At 65.4% G+C, this 14,337-nt stretch carries 11 protein-coding genes; 4 read left to right on the top strand and 7 right to left on the bottom strand.

Annotated features, from left to right (window positions below):
- The first annotated feature begins 14 nt into the window (after window positions 1–14).
- Genes WMO64_RS07090 through WMO64_RS07080 form a run of 3 tightly spaced genes read left to right on the top strand, consistent with a single transcriptional unit; the run spans window position 15 to window position 2,528 of the window.
- Window positions 15–1,100: an ABC transporter substrate-binding protein gene (locus WMO64_RS07090; RefSeq protein WP_349231525.1), complete on the top strand. Its 1,086-nt coding sequence runs from the start codon at window positions 15–17 to the stop codon at window positions 1,098–1,100.
- Entirely contained in the window at window positions 1,075–1,941 is an 867-nt protein-coding gene (locus WMO64_RS07085) for an ABC transporter permease (RefSeq protein ID WP_349231524.1), read from the top strand. The genes WMO64_RS07090 and WMO64_RS07085 overlap by 26 nt, the downstream gene beginning before the upstream one ends.
- A complete protein-coding gene (locus WMO64_RS07080) occupies window positions 1,938–2,528 on the top strand; it encodes an ATP-binding cassette domain-containing protein (protein WP_349231523.1) in 591 nt (196 codons plus the stop codon). Before WMO64_RS07085 ends, WMO64_RS07080 begins: the two co-directional genes overlap by 4 nt.
- A 53-nt stretch (window positions 2,529–2,581) precedes the next feature.
- Here WMO64_RS07080 and WMO64_RS07075 read toward each other — a convergent pair whose 3' ends face one another.
- The 6 genes from WMO64_RS07075 to WMO64_RS07050 all read right to left on the bottom strand — a co-directional run bounded on the left by WMO64_RS07075 (window position 2,582) and on the right by WMO64_RS07050 (window position 10,502).
- Complete coding sequence (locus tag WMO64_RS07075) at window positions 2,582–4,066, bottom strand: DUF1846 domain-containing protein (protein WP_294516967.1); 1,485 nt, start codon at window positions 4,064–4,066, stop codon at window positions 2,582–2,584.
- A gap of 288 nt (window positions 4,067–4,354) precedes the next feature.
- Window positions 4,355–6,214 (bottom strand): S-layer homology domain-containing protein, encoded by a 1,860-nt coding sequence (locus tag WMO64_RS07070; RefSeq protein ID WP_349231522.1) that lies wholly within the window; start codon window positions 6,212–6,214, stop codon window positions 4,355–4,357.
- Between the two features lie 14 nt (window positions 6,215–6,228).
- A complete protein-coding gene (locus WMO64_RS07065; protein ID WP_349231521.1) occupies window positions 6,229–7,401 on the bottom strand; it encodes an ABC transporter permease in 1,173 nt (390 codons plus the stop codon).
- Complete coding sequence (locus WMO64_RS07060) at window positions 7,398–8,150, bottom strand: ABC transporter ATP-binding protein (RefSeq protein ID WP_349231520.1); 753 nt, start codon at window positions 8,148–8,150, stop codon at window positions 7,398–7,400. The genes WMO64_RS07065 and WMO64_RS07060 overlap by 4 nt, the downstream gene beginning before the upstream one ends.
- The gene (locus tag WMO64_RS07055) at window positions 8,147–9,856 is read right to left on the bottom strand and encodes an HlyD family efflux transporter periplasmic adaptor subunit (RefSeq protein ID WP_349231519.1); all 1,710 of its coding nucleotides are present in this window, start codon (window positions 9,854–9,856) and stop codon (window positions 8,147–8,149) included. The genes WMO64_RS07060 and WMO64_RS07055 overlap by 4 nt, the downstream gene beginning before the upstream one ends.
- A 13-nt stretch (window positions 9,857–9,869) precedes the next feature.
- A complete protein-coding gene (locus WMO64_RS07050; protein ID WP_349231518.1) occupies window positions 9,870–10,502 on the bottom strand; it encodes a TetR/AcrR family transcriptional regulator in 633 nt (210 codons plus the stop codon).
- A 226-nt stretch (window positions 10,503–10,728) separates the two neighbouring features.
- On the opposite strand from WMO64_RS07050, the gene WMO64_RS07045 reads away from it, so the two are divergent.
- Entirely contained in the window at window positions 10,729–11,472 is a 744-nt protein-coding gene (locus tag WMO64_RS07045; protein ID WP_294516975.1) for a M23 family metallopeptidase, read from the top strand.
- A gap of 93 nt (window positions 11,473–11,565) precedes the next feature.
- Here the strand turns inward: WMO64_RS07045 and WMO64_RS07040 are convergent, their stop codons facing one another.
- The gene (locus WMO64_RS07040; protein ID WP_349231517.1) at window positions 11,566–14,322 is read right to left on the bottom strand and encodes a glycoside hydrolase family 3 protein; all 2,757 of its coding nucleotides are present in this window, start codon (window positions 14,320–14,322) and stop codon (window positions 11,566–11,568) included.
- Window positions 14,323–14,337 lie beyond the last annotated feature (15 nt).

Raw genomic sequence — 14,337 nt, 5'->3', positions numbered from 1 at the left:
AAAGGATATGCCCCATGAAGAAGAAATGTCTCGCACTGACTCTGGCGCTGGCCCTTGTGCTGGCCCTGGCGGGCTGTGGGCCTCAGAACACCCAGGCCTCCGGCTCTCCCTCCCCTTCCGTCTCCCCCTCGCCCTCTGAGACCGTGGAGGTCACCCCCTCCCCCTCTCCTGAGGTGACCCCCAGCCCCAGCCAGACCACTGAGCGTCCCCAGGTGTCCCTGGCCGTTCTCAGCGGCCCCACCGGCATGGGCGCGGCCAAGCTCCTGGCCGACAACGACGCCGGCACCACCGCCCTGGACTATGACGTGACCATCGCCGCCAGCCCCGACGAGATCAGCGGCAAGATCATCAACGGCGACCTGACCATCGCCGCCATCTCCACCAACCTGGCCGCCACCATCTACAACAAGAACGCGGGCATCAAGATGGTGGCCCTCAACACCCTGGGCGTGCTCTACATCCTGGAGAACGGCGAGAGCGTCCAGTCCATGGCCGACCTGGCGGGCAAGACCATCTATGCCCCCGCCAACACCAAGGGTTCCAACCCGGAGTACGTGCTCAACTACCTGCTGGAGCAGAACGGCCTCACCCCCGGCGAGGACGTGACCATTGAGTGGGTCCCCAGCGAGGAGATCACCACCGGCATGGTGGACGGCTCCATGAGCCTGTGCATGCTGCCCGTGCCCGCCGCCACCAGCGTACTGATGCAGGGCGAGAATGTCCGCCAGGCCCTGGACCTGACCGAGGAGTGGGACAAGGTGACCACCGACAACAGCGTGCTCACCATGGGCTGCCTGGTGGTCCAGGCCGACTGGGCCGAGGAGAACCCCGACCTGCTGAACACCTTCCTGGAGGAGTACGCCGCCTCCATCGACTACGTGACCAGCAACCCGGACGCCGCCGCCGAGCTCATCACCCAGTACGGCATCACCCCCAAGGCCGCCATCGCCAAGGCCGCCATCCCCCAGGCCAACATGGTGTGCATCACCGGCAAGGATATGATGGAGGGCATCCAGGGCTACTTCGACGTGCTGTGGCAGGCCGATCCCACCTCGATCGGAGGGTACATCCCCGATGACGCGTTCTATTACATCCCCTGACAATCAAAAAACGCCCGGCCGCTCTCTGGGCCGGGACATCCTGCGGGCTGTCATACCCCCGGCCTTCTGGCTGGGGGTATGGCAGCTTGCCGCTATGTGGGTGGGCCGGAAGGCCATCGCCGCCGCCTGGCTGTCCGGAGACGGCGCCGCCCTGGCCGAGGCCATCATAGAGGGCAAGGCCCTCCTGCTGCCCGGGCCGGTGCTGGTTCTGCACACCCTGGTGGAGCTGGCGATCACGCCCCTGCTGTGGCAGAGCGCGGCGCTGTCCCTGGCACGCATCTTCTCCGGCTTCCTGGGTGGGGCGGTGCTGGGGGGCCTGCTGGCCGCCGCCTGCGCCGCCTTCCGCCCGGCACGGCTGCTGCTCTCCCCCGCCGTTGGGGTCATCCGGGCCACGCCGGTGGCCTCCTTCATCATCCTGCTCCTGCTGTGGGTGACCACCGGGCTGGTGCCCGCCGTGTGCGCCGGGCTGATGGTGCTGCCGGTGGTGTGGGGCAACGTGTTCAAGGGCATCACCCAGACCGACCCCCTCCTGCTGGAGGGGGCCAGGACCTGGCGCTTCGGCCGGTGGAAGACCCTGCGGCTGGTGTACCTGCCCTCGGTGCTGCCCTACTTTGCCAGCGGCTGCTCCACCGCCCTGGGTCTGGCCTGGAAGGCGGGGGTGGCCGCCGAGGTCCTCTGCGTGCCCAAGCTGGCCATCGGCTCCCAGGTGTACTACTCCAAGCTCTACCTGGAGACTCCCTCCCTTTTCGCCTGGACCATCACCGTGCTGGCCCTCAGCTTCCTGCTGGACAAAATGTTCGGAACCCTGTTACGCCGCATGGAGAGGGGGCGGGGCGCATGAAGGAGCTGCGCATCACCGGCGCCACCGTCCGCTTCGGGGACAAGACGGTGCTGGACCACTTCTCCCTTGCCCTGCCTCTGGAGGGCATCACCGCCCTGTCCGCCCCCTCCGGCTCCGGCAAGACCACCCTCATGCGGGTCATTGCCGGGCTCCAGTCCGGGGAATCGGGCACCGTGGACGGCCCCGCGCCCCGGGACATCGCCGTTCTCTTCCAGGAGGACCGGCTCCTGCCCTGGCGCACCGTGGAGGAGCACATCACCGACGTGCTGCCCCCCAGGCGCCGCCAGGAGGCGGGCCGCTGGCTGGAGCTGGCCGAGCTGACCGGCGAGGAGAAGTCCTTCCCCTCCGCCCTCTCGGGGGGTATGTGCCGCCGCCTGGCCCTGGCCCGCACCCTGGCCCTGGGCGGGGAGCTCTATCTGTTAGACGAGCCCTTCAACGGCGTGGACCCGCCCCGGATCGGCCGCATCCTCTCCCGCATCCGGGCACTGGGTATCCCCGTCCTGCTGGCCAGCCACGACCGGGAGGTGCTGGACCTGGCCGACCGGGTCATCGTGCTGGACGGTCCGCCTCTTCGGGTCATTCCGTAACACGCAAAACCGCCCCTGTCAGCGTCACGGTGACAGGGGCGGTCTGTTTCCTCTTACCGGTGGTAGAGCTTGTTGGTCTCGTACTGGGGTTCGCAGGTCAGGTGCATGCCCAGCTTGCTGTAGGTCACGCTGTCCGCCGGGGAGAGGATGACGCTGGAGTGGGCGTCACAGCCCCGGAGGGCGGAGAGCTGCTCCAGCGCGGCGGCGGCCAGCGGGTCGGCGGCGGCGGAGATGGCCAGGGCGATGAGGATCTCGTCGCTGTGGAGCCGGGGATTGGTGGAGCCCAGGTGCTTGACCTTCACAGTCTGGATGGGCATGATGGCCTGGGGGGAGATGAGGTGCTTCTCGTGCTCAATGCCCGCCAGCTGCTTCAGGGCGTTGAGCAGGGCGGCGGAGGAGGCGCCCATGAGGCCGGTGGTCTTGCCGGTGACCACCTGGCCGTCGGGCAGCTCGATGGCGGCGGCGGGGTTGCCGGTCTCCTCGGCCACCTGGAGGGCAGCGGCGATGACGGGACGGATGGCGGGGCTGATCTTGGCCTGCTGCATGAGCAGCTCCAGCTTGTACACCGTCTCGTCCCCGTTCTGGTTCTGCTTGCGGTCGCACAGGGCGGCGTAGTACCGGCGGACGATCTCCTGACAGGCGGCCTCCTGGACGGCCTCGTCGTCCACGATGCAGTTGCCCGCCATATTCACGCCCATGTCGGTGGGGGACTTGTAGGGGCACGCACCGGTGATCTTCTCAAACATGGCGGACAGCACGGGGAAGATCTCCACGTCCCGGTTGTAATTCACGGTGGTCACGCCGTAGGCGGACAGGTGGAAGGGGTCGATCATGTTCACGTCCCCCAGGTCGGCGGTGGCGGCCTCGTAGGCCAGGTTCACCGGGTGCTGGAGGGGCAGGTTCCAGATGGGGAAGGTCTCGAACTTGGCGTACCCCGCCTTGACGCCCCGCTTGTACTCGTGGTAGAGCTGGCTCAGGCACACGGCCATCTTGCCGCTGCCCGGGCCGGGGGCAGTGACCACCACCAGGGGACGGCTGGTCTCGATATAGTCGTTCTTGCCGTAGCCGTCGTCACTGACGATGAGGCCGATGTTGTGGGGGTAGCCGGCGATGGGGTAGTGGAGGTAGACCTTGACGCCCAGGCTCTCCAGGCGGGCCCGGAAGGCGTCCGCGGCGGCCTGGCCGGCGTACTGGGTGACCACCACGCTGCCCACCATCAGCCCCTCGCCCCGGAAGGCGTCGATGAGGCGGAGCACGTCCACATCGTAGGTAATGCCCAGATCGCCCCGGACCTTGTTCTTCTCGATGTCGTTGGCGCAGATGGCGATGACGATCTCGGCGGAGTCCCGCAGCTCCTTGAGCATCCGGATCTTGCTGTCCGGCGCAAAGCCGGGCAGCACCCGGGAGGCGTGATAGTCGTCAAAGAGCTTGCCGCCGAACTCCAGGTACAGCTTGTTGCCGAACTTGCTGATCCGCTCCCGGATGTGGGCGGACTGCATTTCCAGGTACTTCTTGTTGTCAAATCCGATCTTCTTCATCGTCCCGGCCCGGCGCGCCGCTGCGCCGCGCCCTCCCATCCTCTCTGTTACATCTAAAATCAAACGTGTCATTTCTGTTGAGAACACATAACTGAATTAGTATAGCACATCTCGCTCCAAAGGACAACGCACCTTCCCGCCTGCCCTTTCGATTTGTCAGAACGCCCAATGGAGCGGGACATTTTTGTGCGCCTTTCGGGTGCGGCGTCACCTTCCATTCCAGCCCCAACCAAAACAGGAGCCCTGGACCGCTCGGTCCAGGGCTCCTGCTCTGCTGTTATCTCCGTGTTATTCCGCCTCCGCGATAATGACCCGGATACATCCGCCCTGGGTCTGGTCCTTGTCGTACCAGCCCGTCAGGTCGTAGCCCCCGCCGGTGACCCGGCCCAGATCGGAGCGGTAGTAGTTCTCGTCCCGGTACTCGTAGACCGCCACGCTGTCCGAGATGGTCCAGGTCCGGGTGCCCGCCATGGCGGTCCTGCCGTCCACTGCCGTCAGCGCCACGCCGGTCAGGTTGTAGATCCGCTCCACCGTCTTGCCGTCGGTCCGCACCTGGCAGGGCCCCTTCTCCAGGTTCCAGATGGCGGTCTGGCTGGTATACACCCCGGGTACCCCGGCGATATCGTAGACATAGCTACTCATGATGAGCATGCCCATGGACTGCTCGGTCACGTCGGTGAGGACGCCGTATTGGTGGAGGTCGCCGGTGACGTCGTTGAGGATCAGCCGGTCGATCTGGCCCTGGGCGTTGGTGGAGTACCAGCGCACCATATTGCCGCTCAGTTCCACCCCGGCCAGGCGGCTGGGGTAGACCCGCAGGGTCTGGGTGTCGCCGTAGGTGTCCAGGATCTCCGCGTCGGCCGCCAGAGCGCAGCTGCCGATGGAATTCCCGTCGGCGCTCACCTTGCCAGTGAGGGAGGCGGAGGACAGCTTGCTGACCTGGGTACCGCCGGTGACCTGGACCAGATCGCCGGGGTCAAAAGTCTTGTCCGCGTTGTCGTACCGGTAGCGGTAGGTGCCGCCGTCGGTGGCGGTGAGGGTGATGGTGTCGGCGGTGTAGGTGTGGCCGCCGGCGTCCTGGTAGGAGGCGGTGCCGATGGCGGTCACCACGCCGCACACCGTGGCGCTGCTCTCACCGGGCGTGCGGACTGCCGCCACGCCGCCGGAGCGGCCCAGCAGCAGGGTGACGCTGTCCCCCACCCGGAAGGTACCCAGGTCGGACAGGTCGTAGGCCGCAGAGGCGGTCTCAACGGCATAGGTCTGGCCGTTTACCGTCACGGCGGTGGGGTTGGATGTGGTATTGATCTGCTGGATGGTGCCGGTGGCCTTGCCCGACCAGGCCCAGACGGTGTGCATGGGCTTGGAGTAGTACACCACGTCCAGGGTCTGGATGTCGGCGGGCTGAGCGGCCTTGCCGTCCCGGTACACCGTGGCGGTGGTCAGGGCAAAGGGCAGGGACGCCTGCCAGTCCCCCTCGGCCACCAGGGGGCCCTCCATGGCCGAGTTGACCAGAGCCACCCGGTCAATCTCGCCGGAGGCGGTCAGGCTGTGGCCCAGGGTGGTCAGGTACACCTGACCGGTCTTGGTGGGGGCGGTGAGCAGGTTGTAGAACAGCCACAGGACATCCTGACGGGTCATGGGGTCGTTCTTTCCGGCGGTGACCCCACGGTTCAGCTCCAGGGACTGGTACATAGCCATCTGGCCCGAGCCCCAGGCGCCGGAGAAGTCCTCATTGGTGTACCCCAGCAGGGAGAGCACCATGGACACCCCCTCCACCAGCTGGATCTGGCTGTCGGGGCGGAAGGTGCCGTCCAGATAGCCCCGCACCATGCCCTTCTCCTGGGCCACCTGGATATAGGGGGCCGCCCAGCTGGTCTTTGGCACGTCGGGGTAGGGGGAGATGCTGGCGGCAGGGCCCACGCTGCTCGCCCAGGAGGACGCAGCCACAGTCAGCTTGGTGAATTCCGCCCGGGTGACGGGCTGGTCCAGGTGGAGGTCGCCGTTCTCGTCTCCGGTCATGATGTCCAGGGCGGCGAGGACCTGGGCGGCCTCCTCCAGGGAGACCTGGACCTGGGCGGCAAAGGCGGGCGCGGCCAGGCCCAGCACAAGGACTGCGGCCAGCAGCGCGCAAATGATCCGTTTCTTCATCTTTGTATGCTCCTTTACTCGTAGCGCAGGGCGTCAATGGGGTTGAGCTTGGCGGCCTTGTTGGCGGGCAGATAGCCGAAGATCACGCCCACCGCCAGGGACACACCGGCGGAGATCACAATGGCGGACAGGGAGGCCTTGGCCGTGATGCCCACGATATTGCCCGCCACTGTGGCCAGCACCACGCCCAGCACGATGCCGATGATGCCGCCCAGAATGGAGGTGGTGCCCGCCTCGATAATGAACTGCCTGCGGATGTCCTTGCCCTTGGCGCCCAGGGACTTGCGGATGCCGATCTCCCGGGTGCGCTCGGTCACCGACACCAGCATGATGTTCATGATGCCGATGCCGCCCACCAGCAGGGAGATGGCGGCAATGGCCACCAGGACGGTCATGACCGTGCCCTGGATGTTGCCCAGCATGTTCATCATCTCGCTCATGGAGATGACCATATAGGAGTCATCGTCGCCGCAGAACTGCTCCAGGGTGCTCTCGATCACCGCCTTGGCCCGGGCGTTGGTGTCCTCGCTGGTGGCGGTGAACAGGTACTGGCTGATGACCGCGTTGCCGTTGAGCCGGGTGGCGTTGGTGTAGGGGATGTAGACGGCGTTGTCGCCGCCGTAGGAGGTGTTGTCCGCCTGCTCGGCCAGCACGCCCACCACGGTGTACTCATTGCCGTTGATGTACAGCTTCTCCCCCAGGCCGGCGCCGTTGAAGTTCTCCTCGCTGACATAGGAGCCGATGACGCACACATCCTGCATCCGCGCAGTGTCGATGTACTGGATGAACCGGCCCTGGCTCAGCTCCAGGCTCTTGACGGTGATGTACTCCTCCCCCACGCCGGTGAGGGTGGTGCTCAGAGTGTCGGAGCCCTGCTTCACCGTGGCCATGGAGCTGACGCTGGGGCTCATGGCGGCAATGCAGTCCGGGTTCTCGTCCTCCAGGGCGTATATCGCCTCTTCGTCAATGTTCTGTGCGGTGCCCCGGCCCATGATCTGGACCTGGAGCAGGTTGGTGCCCATCTTCTCAAACTCCGAGTTGATCATGTCGTTCATGCCGTCGCCCAGGGAGATGATGATGATGACGGCGGCCACGCCGATGATGATGCCCAGCATGGTGAGCAGGGCCCGCATTTTGCTGGTGGCCAGGCTCTTGACCGCCAGACGGAAGGACTGGGAAAAGCTCATGCCTCCCCCTCCTCTCCGAAGCCCGCGGGCTCCTCCCCGCCGCTCTCGGTGGGCTGGACCACGGCCCGGGGGTCGTGGGCGTCCCCGTCGTAGATGATGCGCCCGTCCTGGAGGCGAATGATCCGCTGGGCCCGGATGGCGATGGAGTTGTCGTGGGTGATGAGCACGATGGTGTGCCCTGCGGCGTTGAGCTGCTGGAGGAAGGAGAGCACCTCCCGGCCCGTCCGGGAGTCCAGTGCGCCGGTGGGCTCGTCGGCCAGGATGACCCCCGGGTTGCCCGCCAGGGCCCGGGCGATGGACACCCGCTGCTGCTGGCCGCCTGAGAGCTGGTTGGGCCGGTTCTTGTACTTGCTGCTCAGGCCCACCGCGTCCAGGGCCTTCATGGCCGCCGCCCGGCGCTCCGAGGAGGACATGCCGCCGTAGAGCAGGGGCAGCTCCACGTTCTCCAGCACATCGAGGGTGGGGATCAGGTTGTACTGCTGGAAGATGAAGCCCAGCATCTTGTTGCGGATGACGGCCTGCTGGTCGTCGTCCATGGTGGACACGTCCACCCCCGCCAGCTCATAGGTGCCGCTGGTGGGCACGTCCAGGCAGCCGATGATGTTCATGGCCGTGGATTTGCCTGAGCCGGACTGGCCCACAATGGCCACGAACTCCCCCTCGTCGATCTCAAAGGACACCCCGTCCAGGGCGTGGACCGCCGTGTCCCCCATGGGGTAGATCTTATAGACATCGGTAAATTTGATCATGGCTCGGTCTCCGTCCCAGAGGTGGCCGCCCCACCGGCCTGAGCTCCGCCGGACTGGGCCGCGCCCGTCATGAGCTGCTCGATCAGGTTGGTCTGCTCCATCTTGTACACCACCGTATCCCCCTCGCTCAGGCCGGAGAGGATCTCGATGTACTGGTCGTCGTTGCGGCCCAGCTCCACCGGGGTCTCCACCAGGCGGGCGTAGTCCGGGTTGCCGTCCTTGTCATAGGCGTCGGCGGGCAGCACCTGCACCACGTCGCCCCGGCCCACCATCTCCACCGGCACGCAGAGCACGTGCTCGGCGTGCTCCACCAGAATCTCGGCGGACACGTTCATGCCGGGCAGCAGGTCGCCGGGGTTGTCGATCGCCACGGTGACCGGGTAGGTGGTGACGCCGTTCATGGTGGTGCCGTTGATATTGATCTTGCTCACGTGACCGGTGAACTCCTGGCCCTCCAGGGCGTCGGCGGTGATGCGCACCTCCTGGCCCACCTCGATCTGGCCGATATACAGCTCGTCGATATTCATGGTGAAGCTGAGGCTGGACATGTCGTAGATGACCGCCAGATAGCCCGCCGCCGCGGCGGTGGTGTCCAGGTTATCCCCGGCCTTGTAGTTCTTCTCGATCACCGTGCCCGAGATGGGAGAGGTGATGGTGTAGTTCTCCAGCTGGTCCTTGGTGCTCTGGAGGCTCAGCTCGGCGGAGCGGAGGCTGAGTTCCGCGTTTTTGATCTGGCTGTCCATATCGGTGGCCTCAAAGGCGCCGATGATCTGGTCCTTGGTCACCCGGTCCCCCTCGGAGACGGTGAGGGACGCCAGAGTGCCGCTGGTCCTGGCGGTGACGGTGGACTGAGCGGCGTAGTCAAAGGCGCCGGTGCCCGCGCAGTCCGCCCCGCCCACCGAGGCGGTGCCGGTGTTCTGGTCGGACAGGGCCCCCGGGTTGGAGACGGTGATGGTGATCTCCCGGACCAGGGTGCCCCCCGTGCCCGCCTGGTCCACGGGGGAGATGGACTCCACCGTGCCCTGGAGGGTCTCGGCGGTGCCGTCCACGTACACCGTGGCGCTCTCGCCCACGTAGAAGGCCGCCGCGTCGGCGGAGTGGAAGGGGATGGTCAGCTTCATGGTGTCCCGGTCCAGAATGTCCGCGATGGGCGTGCCGACGGTCACCGTATCCCCCGCCCCATAGTACAGTTTCTGAATCACACCGGTGTCGCTGGCCTTCACGTCGGTGTTCTCTGCGGCGTCCTCCTTGCTGTCCAGGGCGTTCTGGTAGCTCAGCCGGGCCTGCTCCACCGTGATCTCCGCCCGCTCGATGGAATTCTGCACGTCGGAGGAGTCGATCTGATAGAGCACGTCCCCCTTCTCCACCTGGTCGCCCTCCTCAAAGGGGGCGTCCAGGATCTCCCCCTTCACCAGGGCGGTGACCTGGTAGGAGTCGGCGGGCTCCACGGTGCCGGTACCCGACACCGAGACGGTCAGATCCCGGTACTCCGCCGTGCCGGTCTGGTAGAGCATGTTCTCGATCTGGCTGGAGGCGCTCAAAATGGGCCGCACCAGGAACCAGAACACCAGCGCGGCCAGAATCACCAGTACGATGAGCACCTTGATCCATCTGCGCTTTTTCTTGGGCTTTGGGATCTTGAACTCCGGCCTGGCGGGAGCCGTCGGGGCCTTTGGGGACGCTGACTTGATTTCCGTGCTTTCCATGCTGATTCTCCTTTTACTCATGCTGCGGCTCAGACGGTTTGCGCGCCATGCCTCGTTTTAAGATGTCCAGCGTGCGCCGGTAGGCGTCCCGCACCGCCGACGGGTCCTCCGCCTGGATGCCCCGGAGCATCGCCTGGCCGGTGACGCCCATCAGGATGTGGAACATGCTATCCAGGTCGTCGGCGCTGCGCAGGTCCAGCAGCCTGGGGTCCACCCACTCCACCAGACGCCCCGGCGGGGGCAGGCAGCCCTCCATCCCCAGCAGGGAGGAGAGCTGTGCGCCGCTGTTGTTGCGCACAATGCTGATGACGTGGCGGCAGCCCTCGCTCCTCTCCGGGGCCCGGTACTCCGCCTGGACCCGGTCGAACAGGTCCAGAAAGGCGGCAAAAATATCCCCCTGCCGCCTCTCCAGCAGCTCCTCCATCAGGGCGGTGAGCCGCTTGCCGTACTCCCCCGCCAGATAGAGGAACAGCTCCTCCTTGTCCCGGAAGTACATGTAAAAGCTGCCCCTGGGGATGTCCGCGGTCTGGATCATCTTGTTGATGGAGGCCTCCGCATAGGGCACCCGGGCAAATTCCGCCCGGGCGGCGGAGAGCAGCTTCTCCCGCTTCTCCGCCGGCAGGTTGAAAAACGTCGTGCTCGGCATCTCATCCCTCCGCACATGGTAATCTCTCCGTCATGATACCTGACAGGTTGTCATATGTCAATTCCGGGCCTGGAAAATTTCAAGTTTGTTTACATTCCGCCCGCTCTATCTTACTACTCTTCATTTACTTTTTTTGTATTTTCATGTATATCTTTCCTCATCCCTGTCCACAATAGGACGCGAAGGGAGCTCCGGCCCCCTCAAATCTTAGGATAGGAGCGTCATAATGAAAAAACCATGGACCGACCGCTTCAGCGACTTCATGGCGGGGAAGGGCTTTTACATAGTCCTGTTCCTCTGCGTCGCCGCAATTGGAATCTCGGGCTATTACCTCTTCTCCACCCTGGGCGGGGACGACCCCGCCGCCCCGGTGGGCGGGACCGCGCAGGTCACCGTCACCCCCAGTCCCAGCGTCTCCCCCTCTCCCACCGTGGACGCGGTGAAGCCGACCATTCCGGCCACCGCCTCGTCCACCCCCACTCCCTCGGCCACGCCCGCCCCCAGCGCCAGCGCCGCCCCCTCGTCCAGCCCCAAGCCCTCTGAGGTGGTCACCTCCTCCGTGTACACCTGGCCGGTAAAGGGCGCGGTGCTCAACGCCTTCTCCCCCGACCAGCAGGTCTTCAGCCCCACCATGGGCGACTGGCGGACCCATGAGGGAGTGGACATCGCCGCCGACCTGGGCATCCAGGTGAAGGCCGCCGCAGGCGGCACGGTCACCGCCATTGAGCAGGACTACTTTATGGGCACAACGGTCACCATTGACCACGGCAACGGCATGGTGAGCGTGTACTCCAACCTGGCCGAGCTGCCCACCGTGGAGGTGGGCGACGTGGTCACCACCGGGGACATCATCGGCTCGGTGGGCAGCACCGCCAAGTCCGAGAGCCTCACCGCCTCCCATCTGCATCTGGAGATGCTCAAGGACGGGGCCTATGTGGACCCGCTGGACTATCTGCCGGATGTGAAATAACAAACGCAGGCTTTCCCCAAGCAGAAAACGAGAAGGGCACAGCGTTGGCTGTGCCCTTCTCGTCTTTATGGGGAGGTAGGATTTTGTCGGAAATCAGGCCTTTGCGGTCTTCTTCTTCCGCAGCAGCAGGGCAGCGCCTGCCACCACGATGACGGCCACCACCACGTCGCCGGCGATGAGGGCCTTCTGCCAGCCGGCCAGGGCGTAACGGATGGTCACGCCGGAGGTGATGCCCTGCATGGCGTTGCTGTTGACCACCATGTAGAGCACATTGTGGGCGGCGTTGCGCATGGCGGTCACGCCGGTGGCGGAGGAGGTGTCGGACAGGGAGCCGTCGGCAAAGGTGTTGAGCATCAGGTCGTTGCCGGCCCGCACGCCCTCATCGGGGTCCATGTAGGCGTTGCCGCCGTAGTAGTCGGAGATCACGGCGCCCTCGAAGCCCCACTCGTTGCGGAGCACCTGGGTCATCATGCCGTAGTTGCCGCCGGACCACTGGGTGCCGATGCAGTTGTAGGCGCTCATGATGGCGGTGGCGGCCTTGATCTCCCGGCTGGTCATCTGGCCGTCCTCGCCGGTGTAGTTGATGGTGGCGGAGGCCTCCTTGACGCACAGCTCAAAGGGCTTCATGTAGATCTCGCGGATGGCCTGCTCGTTGGCAAAGGTGGCCATGCCGTTGCGGCCGTCCTCCTTGTCGTTGAGGGCGAAGTGCTTCAGGTAGCAGTACACGCCCTTCTCCATGGCGCCGGACACCTCGCTGGCGGCCATCTTGCCGGACAGGAGGCCGTCCTCGGAGTAGTACTCGTAGTTGCGGCCGGCGAAGGCGGAGCGGTGGGTGTTCATGGCGGGGGCGTACCAGCCGTTGAAGCCGTTGTACAGGCCCTGCTCGCCCACCATCTTGCCCATCTCATAGGCCAGGTCCTGGCTCCAGGTGGCGGCCAGCACCTCCTGGGCGGGGAAGCCCAGGCACACGGCGTCGCCGCCGGCGGCGCTCACCCAGGTGGACCAGCCCATGGGGCCGTCGTAGTCCAGGGTGGCGGGCTTGCCGATGGAGAGCATCTCGGCGGTGTTGTAGCCGGCGTTAGCCAGCATGTTGGCCACCTCGCTCATGTTCAGCTCGTCCAGCAGCAGGTCCCAGCTGGGATCGTCATAGTCCTTGCCCCGCAGGTCGATGAGGGTCAGGCCGTTGGAGGCGCCGGTGGTGGACATCTCATCGGTGTAGACAATGCTGCCCTCCACATTGCCCAAGGTGGGGTCGGTCTTCTCGTCGAACATGGTCTCCAGGTCGGTCTTGGTGGCCTCGTCGGCCTCCATGTCGGCGGCGGTGGGGGCGGTGGGGAAGGTGCCGGCAAAGTCGGCACGGGTCATGTTCAGGGGCGCGCCCTCCTCGGGGGTGTCGGTGAACACGTCGGACACCTGGTCAAACTGGTTGACCGCGGCCACCTGGTCGGAGGGGCGCTTGTTGTCCTGGTTGTAGACCACCTTCTCCAGGCGCTGGGTAAAGATGCGGCTGCCGTCGCCCTGGGTCAGCTCAGCCCAACTGTGGGCGTTGTCGCTGAGGTAGAAGGTGTAGTCGCCCTCGTCCAGCACATAGCAGCCCTCGCCCTTGTAGTCATAGGAGGCCAGGGCCTCGGCGGGCACGGTGAGGGTCAGGGTCTGGGAGGCGCCGGGCTCCAGCTCGTCGGTCTTGCCGAAGGCCACCAGCACCACCTTGGACTTCTCCACGCCGCCGTAGGTGTAGGGGGCCTCGGCGTAGATCTGCACCACCTGGCGGCCGGAGTAGGTGTCGCCGGTGTTGGTCACCTTCACGTTGAAGGTGAAGGTGTCGTCGGCATAGGTGGGGGCGCCGTCGTACTCCATGGTGAAGTCTGTGTAGGAGAGGCCGTAGCCGAAGGGGTACTGGACGGCGGCGTCGTAGTCAAAGCCGGGGTAGTTGCCCGCCAGGGCCTCGGCGGCGGCGGTCTCGTAGTAGCGGTAGCCCACGTAGATGCCCTCTTCATACTCGATGAAGGAGCCGGACTCATAGCCGCCGATGGTGCCGTCCACGTTGGTGTAGTAGAGCTCCTGGAAGTTCTGGAAAGAGGGGTCCTTGGTCAGGTCGTACACATAGGTGTCCACGGTCCGGCCGGAGGGGGTCACCTCACCGGTGAGCACGTCGGCCAGGGCACGGGCGCCCTGATCGCCGATGCAGCCCACCCACAGGGCGGCGTCGATGCCGTAGGCCTCGTCCTCCAGGAAGCCCAGCTCCAGGGCGTTGGCGGTGTTGCACACCACGATGATCTTACTGAACACGCCCGCGTCCTTCTGCTCCTTGACGTAGGCGAGCATCTCCTCCTCGATGCTGCTCAGCTCCAGGTAGGTCTTGTCCTTGTCCTTGTCCTCCTCCCGGGGGGCGTAGTCGCTCATGTCGGTGGGCAGGTCGCAGCCCTCGCCGCCAACCCGGCCGATGAACACGATGGCCGCGCCGTTATAGGAGGTGAAGGAGTCCTTCAGGCTGTCGGGGTAGTCCTGGACGGGCACCTCGGCAATGATATCGTTGATGAACATGGCCGAGCCCATGGAAGAGATGAAGCCGCGGCCGGTGTACTCCACGGGCATGTCGCCCATGCCGGTGGGCATGGTCACCTTGTTGACCGTGGTGGAGATGGCGTGGTTGGCGTAGAAGTCATAGAGGTCGGGGTTGACCGAGAAGCCGGCCTCCTCCAGGGCGGTCTTGTAGTTCACCGGGCTGCTCTCGGTGGCCGCGCTGCCCGCGCCGGTGTAGATGGGGTCCACGCTGGTGCGGCCGAACAGGGACACCGCCCGCTCGCCGTCAGAGAGAGGCAGGGCGCTGTTATCGTTCTTCAGCAGCACGATGCCCTCGCCCTC

It is taken from the genome of Pseudoflavonifractor intestinihominis, assembly GCF_040096055.1.
Classification (GTDB): Bacteria; Bacillota; Clostridia; order Oscillospirales; family Oscillospiraceae; genus Pseudoflavonifractor; species Pseudoflavonifractor intestinihominis.
The sequence above is the reverse complement of the archived record's forward strand: the minus strand, read 5'-3'. Positions and strand labels throughout refer to the sequence as shown.

Excerpts from the sequence above, each read along its gene's own strand:
- WMO64_RS07090 (WP_349231525.1), top strand. The coding sequence starts at position 15 with ATGAAGAAGAAATGTCTCGCACTGACTCTGGCGCTGGCCCTTGTGCTG.
- WMO64_RS07085 (WP_349231524.1), top strand. The coding sequence starts at position 1,075 with ATGACGCGTTCTATTACATCCCCTGACAATCAAAAAACGCCCGGCCGC.
- WMO64_RS07055 (WP_349231519.1), bottom strand. The coding sequence starts at position 9,856 with ATGGAAAGCACGGAAATCAAGTCAGCGTCCCCAAAGGCCCCGACGGCT.
- WMO64_RS07070 (WP_349231522.1), bottom strand. The coding sequence starts at position 6,214 with ATGAAGAAACGGATCATTTGCGCGCTGCTGGCCGCAGTCCTTGTGCTG.
- WMO64_RS07060 (WP_349231520.1), bottom strand. The coding sequence starts at position 8,150 with ATGATCAAATTTACCGATGTCTATAAGATCTACCCCATGGGGGACACG.
- WMO64_RS07045 (WP_294516975.1), top strand. The coding sequence starts at position 10,729 with ATGAAAAAACCATGGACCGACCGCTTCAGCGACTTCATGGCGGGGAAG.
- WMO64_RS07075 (WP_294516967.1), bottom strand. The coding sequence starts at position 4,066 with ATGAAGAAGATCGGATTTGACAACAAGAAGTACCTGGAAATGCAGTCC.
- WMO64_RS07050 (WP_349231518.1), bottom strand. The coding sequence starts at position 10,502 with ATGCCGAGCACGACGTTTTTCAACCTGCCGGCGGAGAAGCGGGAGAAG.
- WMO64_RS07080 (WP_349231523.1), top strand. The coding sequence starts at position 1,938 with ATGAAGGAGCTGCGCATCACCGGCGCCACCGTCCGCTTCGGGGACAAG.
- WMO64_RS07065 (WP_349231521.1), bottom strand. The coding sequence starts at position 7,401 with ATGAGCTTTTCCCAGTCCTTCCGTCTGGCGGTCAAGAGCCTGGCCACC.